This is a genomic window from Microvirga lenta, assembly GCF_020532555.1.
Lineage (GTDB): Bacteria > Pseudomonadota > Alphaproteobacteria > Rhizobiales > Beijerinckiaceae > Microvirga > Microvirga lenta.
The window spans coordinates 57,410-75,423 of sequence record NZ_JAJBBR010000016.1; the positions used below are offsets into that span (position 1 = coordinate 57,410).

Here is an 18,014-nt window from a genome sequence, read left to right on the forward strand (position 1 = left end):
AATTGCCTCCATCCCCGGTGGTACGATAAGACGCGCCAGTCTCCCGCGGCTCCCACGGATCCCTGACGGGCGCCTATAGTGTCGAGAGGGAACATGAAGTCGCCTGCGAAGCCGCTCAGCCGCAACGTCAAGGACACCCTCGACCGGATCGACCTTTCGATTCTCGAAGCGCTTCGGCACAGCGGGCGCATGACCTATCAGGCGCTGTCCGAGCGGGTGGGGCTGTCCGCCCGGCCTTGCCTGGAGCGGGTGAAGCGTCTCGAACAGAAGGGCGTCATTCGCGGCTACACGGTCCTGGTGGAGCCCTCGGCCCTGGGGCACGACATCATCGCGCTCGCCGGAATCAGTATGCGCGATCCCTCGGCTGCGGCCCGGCAGCGCCTGGAGCGGGCACTGATCGCCCACACGGCCGTGGTCGAACTTCAGGTCGTGAACGGGGAATACGACTATATCGCCCGCATCGTTGCGCCGTCGCTTGCGGAATACGAGGCGCTGACCGATGCCTTCCTGGCCGATCCGAGCTTCGGAATCGGCCGCATCCACACCACCTTCGTCCTGAAGACTCTCAAGAGCTTCGAGGGCTATCCGGTCATGAACAGCCGGGATCGTGCCTAAGGGGCGCCCGAACGACAGAATAGGCTGTTCCCTCCACGGATTTTGACGCCAACGGGATCGAGGCCTTTCTAAGCTTATCCATGGAGGAACCCATGGACTGCATCACGCTCGAAAAGAAGGTCACCGCCGCAAACTACGATCCGCTGCCCGTCGTCCTGAGAGACGCCAAGGGCGTGTGGGCGACCGACACGCAGGGGCGGCGCTACCTGGATATGATGAGCGCCTATTCGGCGGTCAGCCTGGGACACGCCCATCCCCGCATTCTGAAGGCCATGGCGGAGCAGGCAGCAAAGCTTGCCGTCACCAGCAGGGCCTATCACACCGAACTTCTCGGCCCCTTCCTGGAGAAGCTGGTCCAGGTGACCGGCCTCGACATGGCTCTGCCCATGAATACGGGCGCCGAAGCCGTCGAGACCGCCATCAAGGCCGCCCGCCGCTGGGGCTATCGCTTCAAGAAAGTTCCGAAGGACCGGGCGGAAATCATTGTTGCGGAAGACAATTTCCATGGCCGTACGACGACCATCGTCGGCTTTTCCTCGGATGCGTCCTACCGGGAGGATTTCGGACCCTTCGCGGGCGGCTTCAAGCTCGTTCCATTCGGGAATGTTCAGGCGATTGCCGACGCCATCACCGAGAACACCTGTGCCGTTCTGATCGAACCCATCCAGGGCGAGGCGGGAATCGTGGTGCCGCCGGAGGGCTATCTGCGCGAGCTTCGCGCCCTCTGTGACAGGTATAATGTTCTGCTGATCCTGGACGAGGTGCAATCCGGCCTGGGCCGAACCGGACGCTGGTTCGCGCATCAGCACGAGGACATCCGGCCCGATGGCCTGATCCTCGGAAAGGCCCTCGGCGGCGGGGTCTATCCCGTCTCGGCCTTCGTGGGCACCCGCGAACTGATGAGCGTCTTCGATCCCGGCTCTCACGGCTCCACCTTCGGCGGCAATGCCCTGGCGGCAAGGATCGGATTGGAAGCTCTTGCCGTTATCGAGGAGGAGCGCCTCGTCGAGCGGAGCGCCGAGATGGGCGACTATCTCCTGGCGAGGCTCCGGGAGATGCGGAGCAACATCGTGAAGGAGGTCCGTGGAAGGGGCCTCTGGGTCGGCGTGGAGGTCGACACGAGCGTCGTCTCCGCCCGAGCCGTCTGCGACGCGCTTTTGGCCCATGGGGTCCTTTCGAAAGACACCCACGGCACCGTGCTGCGCTTCGCACCGCCCCTCACGATCAGCCGCGAGGAGATCGATTGGGGAATGGAACGTATCGAGCGGGTTTTCGCCCGCGCCATTCATTGAACCGAAGGACCGGATTTCATGGCTCAGAACCTGAAAAAGAAGGTGGACCAACCAAGCAGGGCGGAGCGTCTGGAGGCCTACCAGCCGCTCTCCGGAATGGTGGTGCCGCGCTTCGCCGGCATCTCCACCTTCATGCGGCTGCCCTATCTCGCCCCCACGCAGGCGCCGGGGGAGATCGACATCGCGCTCCTGGGCATTCCGTTCGACGGCGCGACCACGAATAGGCCGGGCACGCGACTGGGGCCGCGGCAGGTTCGGGAGGCTTCCTCGCTCATGCGCCTCGTGAACTACGGCACACTGGTGGCGCCCTACGACCTTTGCGCCTGCGCGGACGTGGGCGACGTTCCGGTCAATCCCATCGACGTGCAGGATACCCTGCGGCGCATCGAGGCGGAGGTGTCCTACCTGCATCAGGGCGGCGTGACGCCCCTGTCCATCGGCGGCGACCACATCATCTCCTATCCGATCCTGCGCGCCCTGGGCGGCTCACAGCCTCTCGGGATGATCCATATCGATGCGCACAGCGACACCGGCGACACCTATTTCGGCGGTCAGAAGCTCACGCACGGCACCCCGTTCCGCCGGGCGATCGAGGATGGCGTGCTCGATCCCAAGCGCATGGTGCAGATCGGCATCCGCGGCACGATGTATTCCGCCGACGAGCGCGATTGGGCGCTCGAGCAGGGGATCCGCATCATCGACATGGAAGAGGTGGTGGAGAAGGGGATTCCCTATGCCATCGCCGAGGCCCGCCGGGTCGTCGGTACGGGGCCGACCTACTTCACCTTCGACATCGACTCCATCGATCCGGCCTTCGCGCCCGGCACCGGAACGCCGGAGATCGGCGGCTTCACGAGCCGTGAGGCCCTCCAGCTCGTGCGCGGGTTCCGCCATCTCAACCTGGTCGGCGCGGACATGGTCGAAGTCTCGCCGCCCCTCGACCAGTCGGGCGGCACCGCGCTGGTGGGCGCCTCCATCGCCTTCGAGCTCCTGTGCCTCCTGGCCGAGGCTCGCTCCGAGCGCGGCGAAACGCGCCTGAACGTGGTCGGCTCTTAAGGAGCTCTCCGCAGGCATTGCTGCGCGGCCCTTGAAACCCGGGTCCTGTCCTCGGCATCGACATTGTTGCCGAGGATCTTCTGCCAGACATCCGTCTGCCGCAGGTTGTCCACGATGCAGGAGCACATCGAGCGGCAAAGGGCCGGCTGCCCGTTCTGCTGAACGCAGTTCGCTTCGCACTCCGCCAGGAAGGGCCGGGCTTCCGCCGCCGGGTTGGGGCCGACGATCTGGAGCACCCCATAGAGGATCCCCAACAGCACGATCTGGTGGATCAGATAGATGGGCAGGCTCTTGCGCCCGGCCCAGACGAGGCCCCTGGACAGCCCGTTCTCCGCACGCCAGCGGGCAAGCCCCATCGTCTCCTTGAGCGGGAGAAGGACCTTTCCGGCGGCGACGCCGATCAGCACCATTCCGAACCAGGGAAAGATCGGAACGTAATCGTTGGTGACGGGCTCCTCGGCGCCAAGGCCGAGCCAGTCGAGCCACGGGTGGTCGAGGGCCGGACTGGTGAAGAGCGCCGGAGCCGCCAGGCAGAAGATCGCCGCCAGGAACGTGAGAGCGGGATGGAGCCTCAGGAAGGGCAGGGCGAGCACGCTCGACACGGCGATGCAGTGCAGGATGCCGAAGAAGATGTAGCTCTGGGGAAAGGCGAAGAACGTCGCCAGGGTGATCGCCAGGGCTGCGCCTCCCACCCGCATCAGCCGCCGGAGAAACGAAATGCCGCGGAAGCCCTGGACATGAGCCAGGGCGAGCCCGACCCCCGCCAGCAACAGGAAGGACCCTGCGATGGCGCGCGCGAACCAACGCCAGGCCGGAACCTGGAGGATGTTCGTCTCGATCAGCTTGAGGAAGCTCAGATCCCAGCTGAAGTGGTAGACGATCATGGCGCAGATCGCGACACCGCGGGCAACGTCGATGGCGTCCCACCTTTGGGAGGCGACGGCATGGGCCTGAATGCTTCGAGCGGTCACGTCTTCCGGTCCGTTGATCCTGGGGCGGGGAGAGTGTGACGTCTCCGGCGCTCCTTCCTATATAAGCTTCATGACCGATAGCCTTGCCGCGTCAATCGCTGCCCTCAAGGAAATGGTTGATGAAGCCGGCCTCATCGCCGGCTTTACGGGAGCGGGCATTTCCACCGAGAGCGGGGTGCCCGACTTCCGCTCGCCCAACAGCCCTTGGAAGCGCAATACGCCGATCCCTTTCGAGCTCTTCATGAGCAGCGAGGAGGCGAGGCGGGAGGCGTGGCGGCGGAAATTCGCCATGGACGATCTCTATCGAGGCGCTCGCCCCAACCGGGGACACCTCGGGCTGGCGTCTCTGGTCACATCCGGACGGATGCCGGCGGTGGTCACCCAGAACATCGACGGACTGCATCACGCATCGGGACTGGCCGATCACGAGGTCATCGAGCTGCACGGCAATGGGACCTATGCGAAGTGCCTGACCTGCGAACGGCCTCACGACTTGAGCTGGATCCGGTCGCAGCTCGAGGAGCACGGGAACCCGCCCCCATGCCGGGCCTGCGGCGGCATCCTGAAATCCGCGACGATCTCCTTCGGGCAGGCCATGCCTCGGGAGCCCATGCGCCGGGCACAGAAGCTCGCCTTGACGTGCGACCTCTTTCTCGTGGTCGGGTCCTCCCTGGTGGTTCATCCGGCTGCGGCCTTTCCGGCCGTGGCCAAGGAAAACGGCGCCAGGCTCGCGATCCTGAACCGCGACCCCACTCCGCTCGACGGGATTGCGGACCTGGTGGTCCGCGAAGATATCGGGGCCGTTCTGTCGGCTTTTATTGCAGGAAAATGAGACGCTTAGGAATCCTGCGGAAAAAACGTGCCTCCTGGAAGCGCGTTTCTGGCTTCCCCTGACTCAGGACGATGTTATCCTCTCGTTAAGAATCTGGTTTCTGATTCGAGTCTGGGTTTTTTCATGACTAACGATTACGGCTCTAACTCATTCGCTCTTCGAGGAGAAACGGCTTCCTTCGACTCCGGTCGTCGGGAGGAGGCGCGCCCGGTCTCGGAGGAGAATTCGCTCGAACTCGTTCAAGTCAGCGGTCACATCAAGTGGTTCGACGTGGCCAAGGGCTTCGGATTCATCGTGCCCGACAACGGTCTGCCGGACATCCTGCTGCACGTGACCTGCCTTCGGCGGGACGGGTATCAGGCGGCGAATGAAGGAGCGCGGATCGTCGTCGAGGCGGTGCAGCGCCCCCGGGGACTCCAGGCCTTCCGGATCCTCTCCCTCGACGAGTCGACGGCCCTCCATCCCTCGGAGCTTCCGCTGCCGCGCACCCATGTTCAGGTGGTGCCGACCAGCGGGTTGGAGCCGGCGGTGGTCAAGTGGTTCAACCGACTGCGTGGCTTCGGCTTCCTGACGCAAGGTGAGGGGAAGCCCGACATCTTCGTGCACATGGAAACGCTGCGGCGCTACGGTATTGCCGAGCTCAAGCCCGGGGAGCAGGTCTTCGTGCGCTTCGGCGACGGCTCGAAGGGCCTGATGGCGGCCGAGGTTCGCTTGGCCGACATGTCCCTGCCGCACTCCCATTGATGAGCCGCAACGTGCCGCGCCTGCTCCGGGCCGTCGCCCTGACATGGGTCTTTTGCCTCGTGTTCGCGGGAGCGGTCTATGCCCAGGCCCTGGAGCCGCTGACCATCGTCCTGCAGAACGGCCAGAAGCAAAGCTTCCAGGTGGAGGTCGCCCGCACGGAGGCCGATCGTGCCCAAGGGCTCATGTTCCGGCGCTCCATGCCGGCCGACCAGGGCATGCTGTTCGATTTCGGGCGGGTCGAGCCGGTCTCCATGTGGATGCAGAACACCTACCTGCCCCTGGACATGCTTTTCGTCCGTCCCGACGGGTCCATCGCCCGGATCGCGGCCAATACGGAACCTTTGTCCACCCGCACCATTCCCTCTGGCGAGCCGGTTTTGGCCGTTCTGGAGCTGAATGCCGGTACGGCAGCTCGTCTGGGGATCAAGGCAGGGGATCGGATCGAGCATCCCCTGTTCAAGCGCTAGCGTTCTAGTGCTTGCTGACCCGGGGCTGCCGTGATAGCCAACACCTCTCGGTGACGAAGGCGGGGTGTAGCGCAGTCTGGTAGCGCATCTGCTTTGGGAGCAGAGGGTCGCGGGTTCAAATCCTGCCGCCCCGACCATCTCACCGGTGAAACATCAAGAGAGTGCCTGAACCCGATGTCCGCACGGATTTACAAGCCAGCCAAATCCGCAATGCAGTCCGGCATGGCCCGGACCAAGCAGTGGCTCCTGGTCTTCGATCAGGACAGGCCGCGTGAGATCGAGCCGCTCATGGGCTGGACGAGCTCGGGCGATACCCGCCAGCAGATTCGTCTCGGCTTCGACACGAAGGAAGAGGCCATTGCCTACGCGGAGCGCGAAGGCATCCCTTACCGGGTCGAGGAGCCGCACGAGGTCAAGCGGCGTACGATCTCCTATTCCGACAATTTCAAGTTCAATCGCGTCGAGCCCTGGACCCACTGAGGTCCAGTCTCGGACGAAGGCCCCGTAGCTCAGCTGGATAGAGCAACTGCCTTCTAAGCAGTAGGTCGCAGGTTCGAGCCCTGCCGGGGTCGCCACTCAATGCTTCGCGCAGGAACCCCTGAAACCGCGCGCAGAAACCTCCTCAGAAAAATGCCCGGAACGCCGGACGTGGCGACAGCCATCCCGACGGAGGTCAAAAGCGGCTGGGTGCGGATCCTTCGCGCGGAAGGCGTCTGGCGGGTCCGATTCGAGCTGACGGACATGGGAAGCCGCGTCGCCGCGGAGGCGAACAGGACGAGGCCGCTGGCGGCGCCCGAACCGATGCCCTCGTCCGCCCGATGATGCCGAGTCACGTGGATCCTTGTGTCCACTCGGTCCCCGGAGCCGCTCCGTCCGGGCGGACCGTGCGCAGGATCCCGAGGATTCCTACGAACGATCCGCGACCGCGCCTCGCGAGCACGTCGAGGGCAGGCCTGTTCGCCCGAAGCCGCGATCTCCCGCGGTCCAGGGACTCGTGGAGCACTCGGTTCACCGTGCGTCGCAGCTGATCCCCAAACCGATCTCAGGTCTTCGCGACTGGATTGAGATCCGGCTGCTCCTGCTCGGCCTCGACCTCCGACTTGGGCGGTGTCAGGGAGAGGAACTCGCCCAGGGTGCTCCAGGACGGCAGATGATCGCAGCACCGCTTGATGACCACAAGGAGCGGCACCGCGATGAGCACCCCAACCAGGCCCCACACCCAGCCCCAGAACGCCACGCCGATGAAGATTGCAACGGTGTTGAGCTCAAGCCTGCGGCCGAGAATCAGGGGAGTGATGATGTTCCCTTCCAGGGCCGTTAGGCCGAAATAGACCAGCGGCGCCAGGAGCGCATAGCTGATCGAGTCGAAGGAGATCAGGGCCACGACCGCAACCAGACCCACGCCGGCAATTGCCCCGATGAAGGGTAGGAAGTTCAGAAAGGTGGCTCCCAACCCCCAAAGGTAAGGCGTCGGCAGGCCAATCGCCCACATCGCCAGCCCGATGGCGATGCCGAGTCCCATGTTGATCAGGGTGATGGTGAGCAGGTAATGCGAGATGGACGCCTCGATGTCATGGAGAATGCTGACGGCGGTTCTCTTGTCGCGGAACGTCGGCAGCACGCGCACGATCTTGTCGTAGATCATATCGCCTGATCCGAGCAGGAAGAGCACAAGAACCAGGGCAATGCCTGTTGTTGTCAGCGCGCTCCATAGTATCGAGGTCGCCGAGGACAGGAATCCTGCCTCCTTGACCACGACCTCCTGAACCTGGGGATCGGATGTTGCGCTGGTCAGCTCCTCAACGGTTTGGCTTGCTTCGGTGACTGCCTGGACTGAGCCGCGCAATTGGTTCAGCTTGTCCTCGACCTGCCGCCCGATGGTGGGGGCCCGCTGGATCCAATCGGAGACCGGCGCGCTCAGGAGGTAAGCGCCTGTCCCGAGCGTGAGCGCCAGGAGCAGGACCAGCATGATGGCCGACAGGCCCGTCGGGACGCCGCGCCGCTCGAGCCACCGCACGATGGGAATGAGGGTGAGGGCAGTGAGCAGGCCGATGATGATCGGCAGGATCAGCGGCTTGGCGAAGTAAAGCGCTCCCGTGCCCAAAACGATAGCGCAGACATGAATCGAAACCGCAACCGCGCCCGTCAGCTTTGGGCCGGTGGCATTCTGATCGTCCCGACCATCAGGTGTTCCGGCTGAATCGGGATCGGGGGCAGTTGTCGGACGCTGCATAAGGATCAGACGTTTATAGCCACCACTGCGTTCCGCCAGAGTCCACCCCGAGGGCGCTCACGCTGCAGTTGAGATCTTGAACCAGGGACCCCCAACGCGCCCGTGGCCCGGATGGGCGCGCTATGGCTCCACCGGCCTAATCGTCGGCTCGGTCGCGGCGGAAAAGTTCTGGCTCTGGGCGCTCGACAGGTTGTATCCCGCCCAGCCTTCCGAGCGTCATGCCGTCTGCTGCTCATCGATGTCGAGGATGCGGACGACCTGGTCGACCTCATCATCACAGCGCACGGCGACAAGCGAGGCACGACGGCGCGCTGCTTGCGAAGCTTGACGGGAACCTCAACATCCTCCGTCTCGACACGTCGCCTGATGTGCATCTCCTCCTTCAGGACGAGCTGCTTTTCGACCACGAGGACCTCTTCGAGAGCAGGAACAATGGTGACGTCATTCTCGGTCCGAACGGCAGGCGCCTCGTCCGCCACCCGGTCGACCGGGATGCGTGTGACCTCCACCGTCTCGTGTGCGAGTGTCGCCTGCGCCATCTCGCTGGCAACATCGGTGATCGTGCGCACGCGAACCCTTCCGGTTGTGACCGCATGCTTGTCGAAGTGCAGGCCTTCCTCGGCAATCGGGAGCACATCCGCGTGAGCGGTTGCATCCTGATGGGGCGGAACGTCCGAGATACGGAAATCGAGCCGTTTGCCTGCAGGTTAGTCCAGTAACTTCAGGGGTTAGGGCTACCCGGAAGGGGAACTTGAGGAGCGGCAGGTTCCAGGGCAGCACGAAGATGCGTAGCTCCGGCCGGTTCGCAACCAGATGCGTCAAGAATTTCGAGCTTGTCTGGTACGCAAGGCATCGGACCGTGCTTTGGAGATCAATGCCCAAGCCGAAATTCCGAGGCGATCAGGAATACCGTGTGCCAGGCCCGCAGGACCGCGTCCTGCCAACGGCTCCGCCGAGAACTTTAAGCCTGTCCTGTCCTTTCCATTGCTGAGCAGCGGGTTTCCGGGGACTGGCGCCCCCGGAACGTTGATGTCAGCCTGCGGCAGGCTTGAAGGTCAGGTCCCTGAAGCGGGTGCAGGCGCCCTCGTTATCGGCAAGGCGGAAGTCGCTGGCGCCGCTCGTCTCGAAGCGACAGCGCATCGGGAACGTCGCCTGCCCCACATCGCCCTTGGGATCGGAGAGGGTCAGTACGCCATTCTCGTAGGCGTAGCGCCCCTCGACCTTCTTGTTGCCGTCCACCTCGTTCATCACAAAGGTGTTGTCCGGGTTGAGCTGCAGTGAAACGGGACCCGCCGAATAGGTCCGACCTTGGAAGGTGTCCAGGTTCGTCGCGGAGGTGGCCGCTGTCTGGGTGCTGCCTGCCGGAGGCGTGGCCGTAGCCGTGCCAGTTGTCCCAGGGACATCATCTGCGGCATTGGTTCCCGCCATCGATTGAGTTGGAGCCGTGGTCGCTGGAGCCGCAGGTGCTGTGGGCGCTTCTGCCGTTTCAGTTGCTGTGGTCGAGGTGGGGGTGGCTGGTGCTTCTGCGGTCTGCTCTTCGCCACAGGCGGCAAGGGCTAGGACTGCCGCAAAGGGAATGAGGGAACGTAAATGCATCCGTATAGCTCCTGTTGTTCAACCGTCTGGGGAGGAATCGGTTCGGAATGGAACGCTCAAGCGCGAACACTTGAACGGCCAACCGAGAACATCATGCGTGCTCGCATACTCGTTGGAGAACGGGTTGTCGCAGGATAGGTTTCCTGCCCGAAGAAGTTGGGCCGGAGAACTTATCAATACCTTGGAAGCCCAAGGCATGAGCTCCTCGCTGATGGAGCGTCTGTTCCAGGCCACTTGCTCGAAAGAACTGCGGCACAGGTCAGTCGAAAACGCGGCGGTCGTGCAGAACGCGGCGCTTAATGGCAAGCACGGCGCCTCCGGCAACCAGTACGCAGAAAACCTCGACGCCCCAACGCAGAATGCCGCTGAAAGCGAGACCAAGGTTCCCAGTGGCGCCTCCCAGTCCGACAAGCGCCATCGCTGGCACCAGGGCGAGCGCAACCATGACACCAGTGGCGAACACCGTCAGCCGAGCGCTCACGATAGTGGCGCCAGCCGCACCCGCGATCAGGGAGACAGCGATGCCACTCACCTGAACGCTGGACCAGTACCCGGCCCACTGCAAATCGGGCAGCTCTGCACCCGTGCGATTCTGCAACAGAAGGGCAACGGGCGCGGCGGCAGCGGCTCCTATGGCCAGGGCAAGATACCCAGCGAGTGTCGACCGCAGCCCGGCTCCCGGGCCGTAGCGACGCCCCATGATTCCGAATACGATCCGCAGGAGGGGCTCGAAGCCCGGCGCGATCAGCATAGCGCCGATCACGATGTGGAGTGTATCCGACACCAGTCCGAAGCTCGCAATAGCACCTGACGCGGCCATCAGCAGAAGGAAGTTGAAGGTGACATTGGTGTCGCGCCGCAACTGCTCGCCCACTTCCTCCCAGGCGCCCTCGTTCCCCTGATGATCGAGCTTCGTCAGATTCGGAGCCGAGATGATGGCGGTCGGCTCGCTCAGAGTGACAGCGCCTCTATCTAGGACACCGTTCTCCTCCAGCAGTTTCATGACAGCGAGTGTTGCCTCGTTCGTCGCATCAATGCTGATGACATCGCCTGGTGGGCTCACCGACGATCCGACTTGCAGGGAGACACTTGCGACGCCGGGGGCAGCCTGGAGGTCCTCGACAACCTGGCTGCGCAACTCCGAAGGTACGCTGAGGACTATTCTGCGGGACATTGGGCCTCCGTCACGAGATTGGATCCTCGGGCCTTAACGCCAAAGCGGGCACATAGTCCCTGCTCCGAGGTGAATGACGGCATTTCTTGCCGACTAGGAGGGTGAGGGACCAGAGATGGTCCAAAGATCCGGTTCCACACTGGTCCCATATGTCAGATGCTGTCCACGAAGAGACTCTTTCGCAACGGGCATGGAGTGCACGGTGCACTGCAAGAACCCGGCTGCAGATGAGCAGAGGAGGGGGCAGGCCGGATCGCACCGGCCGCCTTCTGATGGAGGATGGGGCACAAAGCCGGACTTGACGGCAGCTCCGTTTGGCGGAGCCGGTTTCTTAACGAGCCGGCCATCTCGCCTGCTGGCCAAACTCGTTGATGCGCCGCTGTTTCGAAGCGGTACGGCTATACGGATGACCGCCGTTGCCACTTGCGAGGGGGACCGACCGCTCACGACCGCACTGGTTTTGCTGGCGCATCAGCACGTCTCTCGTGACACCTTCCCCGCCGGCCCCTTAGCAGCCCGAGGGAGTCCTCTGAACATTGTTTGCGAACGCCAGGCTACCACAGTTCAGCCCAGCTCCGTGGCCGTCAATCAGGTCCATCCGGTATGGTGTCCTTCAGTCGCTGGATCTCATTTTTGCCCCTCACGCCCGACAGCTTCAGCGGCAGCATGGCCTCGACCTTGCCGGAGGCCCTGGAAAGTTTGATGGGCTGGGAAGGAGTGATGAAGCGGTCAGCATCGTCACCCTTGGGCTTCAGGATCACGGCCACGAGGGGCCTACCGGGCACGACGACGTTCTCGATAGTGTCCAGAGTCTCGCCGTCTGTACCAAGCTATGGAGCTTCGTCGTCAGTAGCCCACGCACGCTATGTCTTGGCGGCTGACTTTTGGTACGGTTCCGCACTCACCAGGCAACATCTACCGCTGTTCCGCATTGGCCTTGTGAGCCCCTGAGCGCAGTCGTGGAGACCGCCTCATGGTCATCAGGCCATGCGGGGCCGGACTTGTGAGCATGCTTCTTCAGGAGGTGCAATGCCTGTCGGACAGATCTTCGAAGCGGCGATCAAGCAAAGGTTGTCCCTGGCGCTTCGCCCGCTGGTCCTGCTGCTCGCGCTCCTCGGTGCCCTGAATTCCGCGTCAGCCGCCCCCTCCTTCGAGACGGTGGCACCGACGGCCGTCTTGGTCGACCATGACACTCACGCCATCCTCTTTGACAAGAATGCGGACGAGCGTTACCCGCCGGCTAGCTTGGCCAAGCTGATGACGGTCGAACTGCTGTTCCGCGAGCTCAAGGAGGGGCGCATTTCCCTTGATGACGAATTTCCCGTCTCCGAGCGCGCTTGGCGGGAAGGGGGCGCGCAATCCGGCGGCTCGACCATGTTCCTGCCCGTCAACTCGTCCGTCTCCGTGCGCGACCTCATCCGTGGCATCGTCATCCAATCGGGCAACGATGCCACGATTGTTGTTGCCGAGGCCCTCGGCGGGACAGAGGAAAAGTTCGCGGAGCAGATGACCGAACGGGCGAAGGCGCTCGGAATGACAGACTCGACCTTCCGCAACTCGCACGGTCTGCCCGATCCGGAGCAGCGGGTGACCATGCGGGACCTGGCGGTCTTGGCCTCGCACCTGATCCGCGAGTACCCCGAGTTCTACAAGTACTTCGGGGAAGAGGAATTCACCTACAACGAGATCACGCAGCGCAACCGCAATCCGCTCCTCGATATGGGCGCGGACGGATTGAAGACAGGCTACACCTCCGAAGCGGGCTATGGGCTGGTCGCCTCCGTGGAGCGGGACAGCCGTCGGCTGATCGTGGCCGTGGGCCATCTGTCGAGTGCCAGCGCGCGTACGGAGGAGGCGCGCAAGCTCGTCGAGTGGGGCTTCCGCTCGTTCGAGAACCGGACGTTGCACCAGGCGGACGACCAGGTTGGTGAGATGGAGGTTCTCGGCGGGGCCGCCGCGACTGTTCCCGTTGTAGTCCGCAGCGGGGTCGTGGTCACCGTACCGCGCGGTGCGGAGGATCTCCATACCATCCTGCATCGGGATGAGCCGCTACAGGCTCCGGTTGCAGAGGGAGATCGTGTGGGCTGGCTTCAGGTGGTCAGTGCAGGCGATGTCATCCGGGAGGATCCCGTTCACGCCGCCGCCGCGGTGGAGCCGGCCTCGTTCGTGAGCAGGACCTGGGGACTGGCCACCAGCTATCTCTGGAGCACCTGGGACGATACCTGGGCTTTCGTCTTCCCGCCCAAGGAGGTTGCGTCCACAGGTTCGCCCTGAGCGCGCGCCTTGGGATGATCGATCTGCCGAGACTGGATCGGGACAGGACGGGAGGCAGCAATGGCACGAATTGTAGGTCACCTGAAGCCTAGTTGTTTGATCCCAGGGTTTGATGGTGCGATATTATCCTCAGGATGGAGGGACGCGCTATGGGCCAAGTTCTCCATGGGAGCGCCACGACGACAGAGGCGATCCGTCGAGCAATACAAAATAGTCAAGCGAGCCTGAGGGCTCTGGCCGAGCGCCATGGCATCAACCCCAAGACTGTCGCCAAATGGAGGAAGCGGGATACCACCGCAGATCGCCCGACGGGGCCGAGAGCCCCGCATTCCACGGTGCTCTCGGTCCAGGAAGAGGCGATCATCGTCGCCTTCCGCCGGCATACCCTCCTGCCGCTGGATGACTGTCTCTACGCCCTGCAAGCCACAATCCCGCACCTGACCCGCTCATCGCTCCATCGTTGCCTGCAGCGGCATGGCATCAGCCGCCTGCCCGAGGTGACCGGCGACAAGCCCGCCAAGAAGAAGTTCAAGGCCTACCCCATCGGCTACTTCCACATCGACATCGCTGAAGTGCGCACTGAGGAGGGAAGGCTGTATCTGCTGGTTGCGATTGACCGCACCAGCAAGTTCGCTTTTGTGGAACTGCACGAGAAGGTAACGACCGGGATCGCCGGCGACTTCCTGCGTGCGCTGATCAAGGCCGTGCCTTACAAGGTGCACACGGTCCTGACCGACCATGGCATCCACTTCACCACGCCCAGCAACACCGCTTCTGCAGTCCCGCTGATCAAGAAAGCGATGAAACGAGGCGAGCTCTTCCGGGCCCATGCCTTCGAGTATGCCTGTGCCCAGAACGATGTGGACCATCGCCTGACCAAGCCGAGGCATCCCTGGACCAATGGTCAGGTTGAGCGGATGAACCGCACCATCAAGGACGCGACGGTCAAGCGCTACTACTACGACAGCCATGACCAACTCCGGCAGCATCTGGCTGACTTCGTGAACGCCTACAACTTCGCTCGAAGGCTCAAGACCCTCAAAGGGCTCACACCCTACGAGTTCATCTGCAAAACCTGGCTCAAGGAACCCAAACGCTTCAAACTTGATCCGGTCCATCAAATGCCGGGACTGAACACCTAGTATGTGCGCCGGGCTGTGGATCCGATGAGCTTGTCGGCCCGGAGTTCCTGAAGCGTCTCGCATACCTGCGTCATCCGTAGGAACCCCTATTGGCGACTGCCTCAGGGCCAAGATGCCTCAATGTATCCAGCAGAACGCTTCAAAGTTGATACGGATTAACCTACGCTCGTCAGAGCGCGCCCAAGTCTTGGGGCGCGAGCCATGGTGTGATGCAGAGGCGCAACCACTTCAATGAGCGCTGGGGCGGCCCAAGTAGAGGCCTCCCATGATCGTGAAACAGGACACTCTCCGTCATCATGCTTTCCGTCACTTGGGCATAGAGAGAACGCGCTTCACAGTTGAAGGTGCTGCTGTGACGTCGCCCAGCTATCAAGTGGCTCAGAAGCAGGGAAGTACTGATAGACGAACTTGTAGTGCCACACTCGCAATCCAGGTCACCCATTATCCAGATGGTACGCCACTAGACAGAGTTCTGTGCCATTCACCCATCTGCGGATGAGCAGATTAGAACCTTAGGACACATGCATTCGTTGTCCCCACGGTAGACTCGCAGGATGCCGCATGCCAGCGGCGGACGATATGGAGCCCCATGTGCCGCATATGATCGACTCTTGCGACCTGCGCCGAAACATTAGAATGGCTGACAATTTTACTCTGCCGGCAGAGGTTGGAACACTGAATCGGGATCTGAAGATGTCCAACCCTGCATTTCGTCTTCGGCAGTCGTTGGTAATTCTCGCGGCAGCCGGACGTGTCGCCCCCAATGGGTTGGACCAGCCACTGCCGGTGAGCAGAAGCCTAGCGCCGAGCAAAGACGTCGTGAGGAGCGCCTTCGACCCTCGAGAACACGGCGGGTTCGGCCATTGGTGAACGTCCCAGTCCTGCTGAGCTCATTATGCTGGCGAGGCTCAACAGACGCGCATGCGGCCACCAGAAGGTTCGGCGAGTGAACGAGAACCCGATGTCCCTGTTCGCCGCTAAGGAGCGACGTAGCGGATGGGATATCTCAATCTTTAGAGATCCTGATCCTGAAGGAGTGATGGAGATGCAGGGAAGCGACAGAAATAGTGAACTCAAGCCGAACCGCATTAGCTTGGCTGCCGTGCTGCTGATACTGGCCGCCGTGGTGCTTGTGCTTGTTGCAATATTCTGGGGCCCGACAATGTGGGGAAACTCCGTGAACTAACGTTCAGCAACACAGGGCAGGTAAAGGCGATTGCTTAACTATCGAGAAGTCCCGGAGGACAGATTGATGAACCACAACTCTCCTATCGAAGCCATGAATGACAGAGCCGACCCGAAGCAGGGCTCACGGAAAACCAGCTCAAGCCAACAGCCTGAGCAATCTCGCCCTGTACCGGGCAAGGATAATGATCCGAAGCGTGGTGGCTACCATCATGCTGACACCGCGATGGGAACCCGTCATTCTGAAGCAATTTCCCAACTCGAGCAGACCATTACCGGCCAGGACCCATTACACCCAGCAGACGGCGGCGACAGTGGGGACCCTGCCGAGAAAACGCCTCGGTGACAGGCAGAGGAGCAAACGAGGAGATTTGCTTCGTTTCATGGCATGACGACTCTGTTGTTTTATCGCGTCGGTGCTTGCACCAGGCGGGATGGCCGATGAATGCAGCCGGGGAGGGGGGTAATAGCAGCAACCTTCAGATCGTTCATGAATGCCTTGGTGATCTGCAGGTTTTCAGCCGGCGCACGGATCAGAATAGCTCGATGCAATGGCTCTGGCGGACTTGGGCGAACGTCCAGAAACCTGTGCCGGGACAGTATCCCGCTCTGTGGCATCACCTGAAGCAGCTTCAGCGATCAGATCGACTGGGACGCGGCTCTTCGGGAGAAGAATGATCCCGTCAACCCACTCGGGTTCTATGATCTCGACCGCAAGATCCGTCCAGGCGGAGGGGCTTGCCGGACATTCATTCTCCAGTGGTGTGACACGCGCCTGATACACAATGCGCCGTCACCCTTGTCAGGCAATAGAGGCGATGCCGAAGCAGATATCAGGTCGGTTGGCAGAATTACAGGGACGTCGCTTATGAGCAGACGAGCAGCGCTCTGGATTGGAATTTACCTCCTTCTCGTGGCAGCGCCGCTTCTGGTTCTGCTGTTTGGAAGAATGCCGCCAGGACGTGAGTTCTTGTGGAACCTCTCCATGGCCTTGGGATTCGCGGGCATGGCTGTTTTGGGCATCCAGTTTGCGCTAACGGCACGGTTCAAGCGTATCAGCGCTCCCTTCGGGATCGACATCATTTATCTCTTCCACCGCTACATGGCGATCACGGCCTTGATGCTGGTGCTCATGCATTTCGGGATCTTGTGGTGGAGCTATGCGGACGTCCTTGGTTCGATCGATCCAAGAAAAGCACCATGGGAGCTCACCTCAGGCCGAGTCGCGCTCGTCGCCTTCATCCTGGCCGTCGTCACATCCGAGTGGCGCAAACCATTGCGCCTCGAATACGGCATTTGGCGGTTCACGCATGTGGTTCTCGCGACGATCGGTTTCGCCGCCGCGGTCGCACACATCGTCGGGATTGGTTACTATACGGAAGCTCCAGGCAAACGATGGCTCTGGCTTGTTGTAACGCTGCTCTGGGTCTTCATCGTGGTTTGGGTGCGGATTGTCCGGCCCTGGAGCCAGCTCAACCGGCCCTACCGGGTCGCCGAGGTGCGGGAGGAGCGGAATGAGGCGTGGACATTGGTTCTCCAGCCGGACGGCCATTCGGGCATGAGGGGGTTTAAGCCGGGTCAGTTCGGCTGGCTAACCTTGCGCTCCTCCCCCTTTCGTTTGAGCGAGCATCCATTCTCGCTCGCCTCCGCCCCGGAGCAGTTGCCGCGCGTGGAGCTCGGCATTAAGGCGTTGGGAGACTTCACGGAAAGCATCGGGGATATTAAGCCGGGAGAAATTGCCTACCTTGATGCCCCTTACGGCGTATTCTCCATCGACAATCAGAAAGAGTCTCCCGGGTTCGTCTACATCGTGGGTGGGATCGGCGTAACGCCATGCATGAGCATGCTGCGCAGCATGGCACAGCGAGGCGATGAGCGGCCGCTTTGGCTCTTCTACGCAAATGCGAACTGGGACGGCGTAACGTACCGTGAGGAGATCGAACGCCTTGCGGAGCAACTCAACCTGAAGGTTGTACATATCCTTGAGCATCCGCCTGGGGGCTGGAAAGGGGAAGAGGGGTTCATCAGCAGGGACGTGCTGGATCGTCATCTTCCCGAGAACCGAGCTGAACTGTACTACTTCCTGTGCGGTCCCGCGCCCATGATCAAGGCCGCGGAGGAAGGACTATGCGATCTTCAGGTGCCGCTCGATCGTATCCAGACTGAAGTCTTCGAGCTAGTCTAGGGGGAGTGTGGATGCGCCGAGTGTGGGCCTTTAGACTTGCGCTTCTAACCGGCGGGCTGGTGCTGCTGCTCGCCTTGAGCTTTGCCCTCTTGCATTGATACTGAGTCCGGCTGACCATCATTGGCAGGTCCGTGCCCAATCACCCAGTCCGATGGATATTATCGTCTAGGGGGTGATCAGTGAGCTTGTTTCATGCCGCGCAGCAGTGATCGAGAATGACGGTGCAGGACGAGAACATCCTATCGGAG

The 18,014-nt window shown here is 62.0% G+C and carries 19 protein-coding genes and 2 tRNA genes; 15 read left to right on the forward strand and 6 right to left on the reverse strand.

Features of this window, described 5'->3' with window-relative positions:
• Positions 1-93 precede the first annotated feature (93 nt).
• The 3 genes from LGR44_RS20270 to speB all read left to right on the forward strand — a co-directional run bounded on the left by LGR44_RS20270 (position 94) and on the right by speB (position 2,963).
• On the forward strand, positions 94-615 hold the full coding sequence (locus tag LGR44_RS20270; protein ID WP_226742535.1) for an Lrp/AsnC family transcriptional regulator: 522 nt from the start codon (positions 94-96) through the stop codon (positions 613-615).
• Positions 616-707: 92 nt separating this feature from the next.
• A complete protein-coding gene (gene rocD, locus LGR44_RS20275) occupies positions 708-1,907 on the forward strand; it encodes an ornithine--oxo-acid transaminase (RefSeq protein WP_226742536.1) in 1,200 nt (399 codons plus the stop codon).
• A gap of 18 nt (positions 1,908-1,925) precedes the next feature.
• Positions 1,926-2,963, forward strand: coding sequence for an agmatinase (gene speB / locus LGR44_RS20280; RefSeq protein WP_226742537.1), 1,038 nt, complete (start codon positions 1,926-1,928; stop codon positions 2,961-2,963).
• Here speB and LGR44_RS20285 read toward each other — a convergent pair.
• Positions 2,960-3,934, reverse strand: coding sequence for a DUF1624 domain-containing protein (locus tag LGR44_RS20285; RefSeq protein ID WP_226742538.1), 975 nt, complete (start codon positions 3,932-3,934; stop codon positions 2,960-2,962). The two genes, speB and LGR44_RS20285, sit on opposite strands and share 4 nt — an antisense overlap.
• Before the next feature lie 70 nt (positions 3,935-4,004).
• Here LGR44_RS20285 and LGR44_RS20290 point away from each other — a divergent pair, with 70 nt between their 5' ends.
• The 7 genes from LGR44_RS20290 (at position 4,005) to LGR44_RS20320 (ending at position 6,799) form a co-directional block, all read left to right on the forward strand.
• Positions 4,005-4,766 (forward strand): SIR2 family NAD-dependent protein deacylase, encoded by a 762-nt coding sequence (locus LGR44_RS20290; protein WP_226742539.1) that lies wholly within the window; start codon positions 4,005-4,007, stop codon positions 4,764-4,766.
• Positions 4,767-4,889: 123 nt separating this feature from the next.
• A complete protein-coding gene (locus LGR44_RS20295; RefSeq protein ID WP_226742540.1) occupies positions 4,890-5,510 on the forward strand; it encodes a cold-shock protein in 621 nt (206 codons plus the stop codon).
• Entirely contained in the window at positions 5,510-5,977 is a 468-nt protein-coding gene (locus LGR44_RS20300; protein ID WP_226742541.1) for a DUF192 domain-containing protein, read from the forward strand. Before LGR44_RS20295 ends, LGR44_RS20300 begins: the two co-directional genes overlap by 1 nt.
• A 60-nt stretch (positions 5,978-6,037) precedes the next feature.
• A tRNA-Pro gene (locus LGR44_RS20305) sits at positions 6,038-6,114 on the forward strand.
• A 37-nt stretch (positions 6,115-6,151) separates the two neighbouring features.
• Positions 6,152-6,457 carry an ETC complex I subunit gene (locus LGR44_RS20310; protein WP_226742542.1) on the forward strand — a complete coding sequence of 102 codons (306 nt, stop codon included), beginning with the start codon at positions 6,152-6,154 and terminating at the stop codon, positions 6,455-6,457.
• Between the two features lie 18 nt (positions 6,458-6,475).
• Positions 6,476-6,552, forward strand: a tRNA-Arg gene (locus LGR44_RS20315).
• A gap of 73 nt (positions 6,553-6,625) precedes the next feature.
• On the forward strand, positions 6,626-6,799 hold the full coding sequence (locus tag LGR44_RS20320; RefSeq protein WP_226742543.1) for a hypothetical protein: 174 nt from the start codon (positions 6,626-6,628) through the stop codon (positions 6,797-6,799).
• A 220-nt stretch (positions 6,800-7,019) separates the two neighbouring features.
• On the opposite strand, the gene LGR44_RS20325 is transcribed toward LGR44_RS20320, so the two are convergent.
• The 5 genes from LGR44_RS20325 to LGR44_RS20345 all read right to left on the reverse strand — a co-directional run bounded on the left by LGR44_RS20325 (position 7,020) and on the right by LGR44_RS20345 (position 11,747).
• Positions 7,020-8,210, reverse strand: a complete 1,191-nt coding sequence (locus LGR44_RS20325; RefSeq protein ID WP_226742544.1) for an AI-2E family transporter — start codon at positions 8,208-8,210, stop codon at positions 7,020-7,022.
• Positions 8,211-8,215: 5 nt separating this feature from the next.
• Positions 8,216-8,845: a YsnF/AvaK domain-containing protein gene (locus LGR44_RS22010; RefSeq protein ID WP_319004872.1), complete on the reverse strand. Its 630-nt coding sequence runs from the start codon at positions 8,843-8,845 to the stop codon at positions 8,216-8,218.
• 397 nt (positions 8,846-9,242) lie between these two features.
• The gene (locus LGR44_RS20335) at positions 9,243-9,638 is read right to left on the reverse strand and encodes a copper resistance protein NlpE (protein WP_226742545.1); all 396 of its coding nucleotides are present in this window, start codon (positions 9,636-9,638) and stop codon (positions 9,243-9,245) included.
• Positions 9,639-10,065: 427 nt separating this feature from the next.
• A complete protein-coding gene (locus LGR44_RS20340) occupies positions 10,066-10,980 on the reverse strand; it encodes a DUF389 domain-containing protein (RefSeq protein WP_226742546.1) in 915 nt (304 codons plus the stop codon).
• Between the two features lie 584 nt (positions 10,981-11,564).
• Positions 11,565-11,747 carry a hypothetical protein gene (locus LGR44_RS20345; RefSeq protein WP_226742547.1) on the reverse strand — a complete coding sequence of 61 codons (183 nt, stop codon included), beginning with the start codon at positions 11,745-11,747 and terminating at the stop codon, positions 11,565-11,567.
• A gap of 262 nt (positions 11,748-12,009) precedes the next feature.
• On the opposite strand from LGR44_RS20345, the gene LGR44_RS20350 reads away from it, so the two are divergent.
• The 5 genes from LGR44_RS20350 to LGR44_RS20370 all read left to right on the forward strand — a co-directional run bounded on the left by LGR44_RS20350 (position 12,010) and on the right by LGR44_RS20370 (position 17,766).
• Positions 12,010-13,254: a D-alanyl-D-alanine carboxypeptidase family protein gene (locus LGR44_RS20350; RefSeq protein WP_226742548.1), complete on the forward strand. Its 1,245-nt coding sequence runs from the start codon at positions 12,010-12,012 to the stop codon at positions 13,252-13,254.
• A gap of 149 nt (positions 13,255-13,403) precedes the next feature.
• Positions 13,404-14,396: an IS481 family transposase gene (locus LGR44_RS20355; protein ID WP_226742549.1), complete on the forward strand. Its 993-nt coding sequence runs from the start codon at positions 13,404-13,406 to the stop codon at positions 14,394-14,396.
• 961 nt (positions 14,397-15,357) lie between these two features.
• Positions 15,358-15,582, forward strand: coding sequence for a hypothetical protein (locus tag LGR44_RS20360; RefSeq protein ID WP_226742550.1), 225 nt, complete (start codon positions 15,358-15,360; stop codon positions 15,580-15,582).
• 66 nt (positions 15,583-15,648) lie between these two features.
• Positions 15,649-15,927 carry a hypothetical protein gene (locus tag LGR44_RS20365; protein WP_226742551.1) on the forward strand — a complete coding sequence of 93 codons (279 nt, stop codon included), beginning with the start codon at positions 15,649-15,651 and terminating at the stop codon, positions 15,925-15,927.
• Between the two features lie 639 nt (positions 15,928-16,566).
• Positions 16,567-17,766: a ferredoxin reductase family protein gene (locus LGR44_RS20370; protein WP_226742552.1), complete on the forward strand. Its 1,200-nt coding sequence runs from the start codon at positions 16,567-16,569 to the stop codon at positions 17,764-17,766.
• The last annotated feature ends 248 nt before the right edge of the window (positions 17,767-18,014 follow it).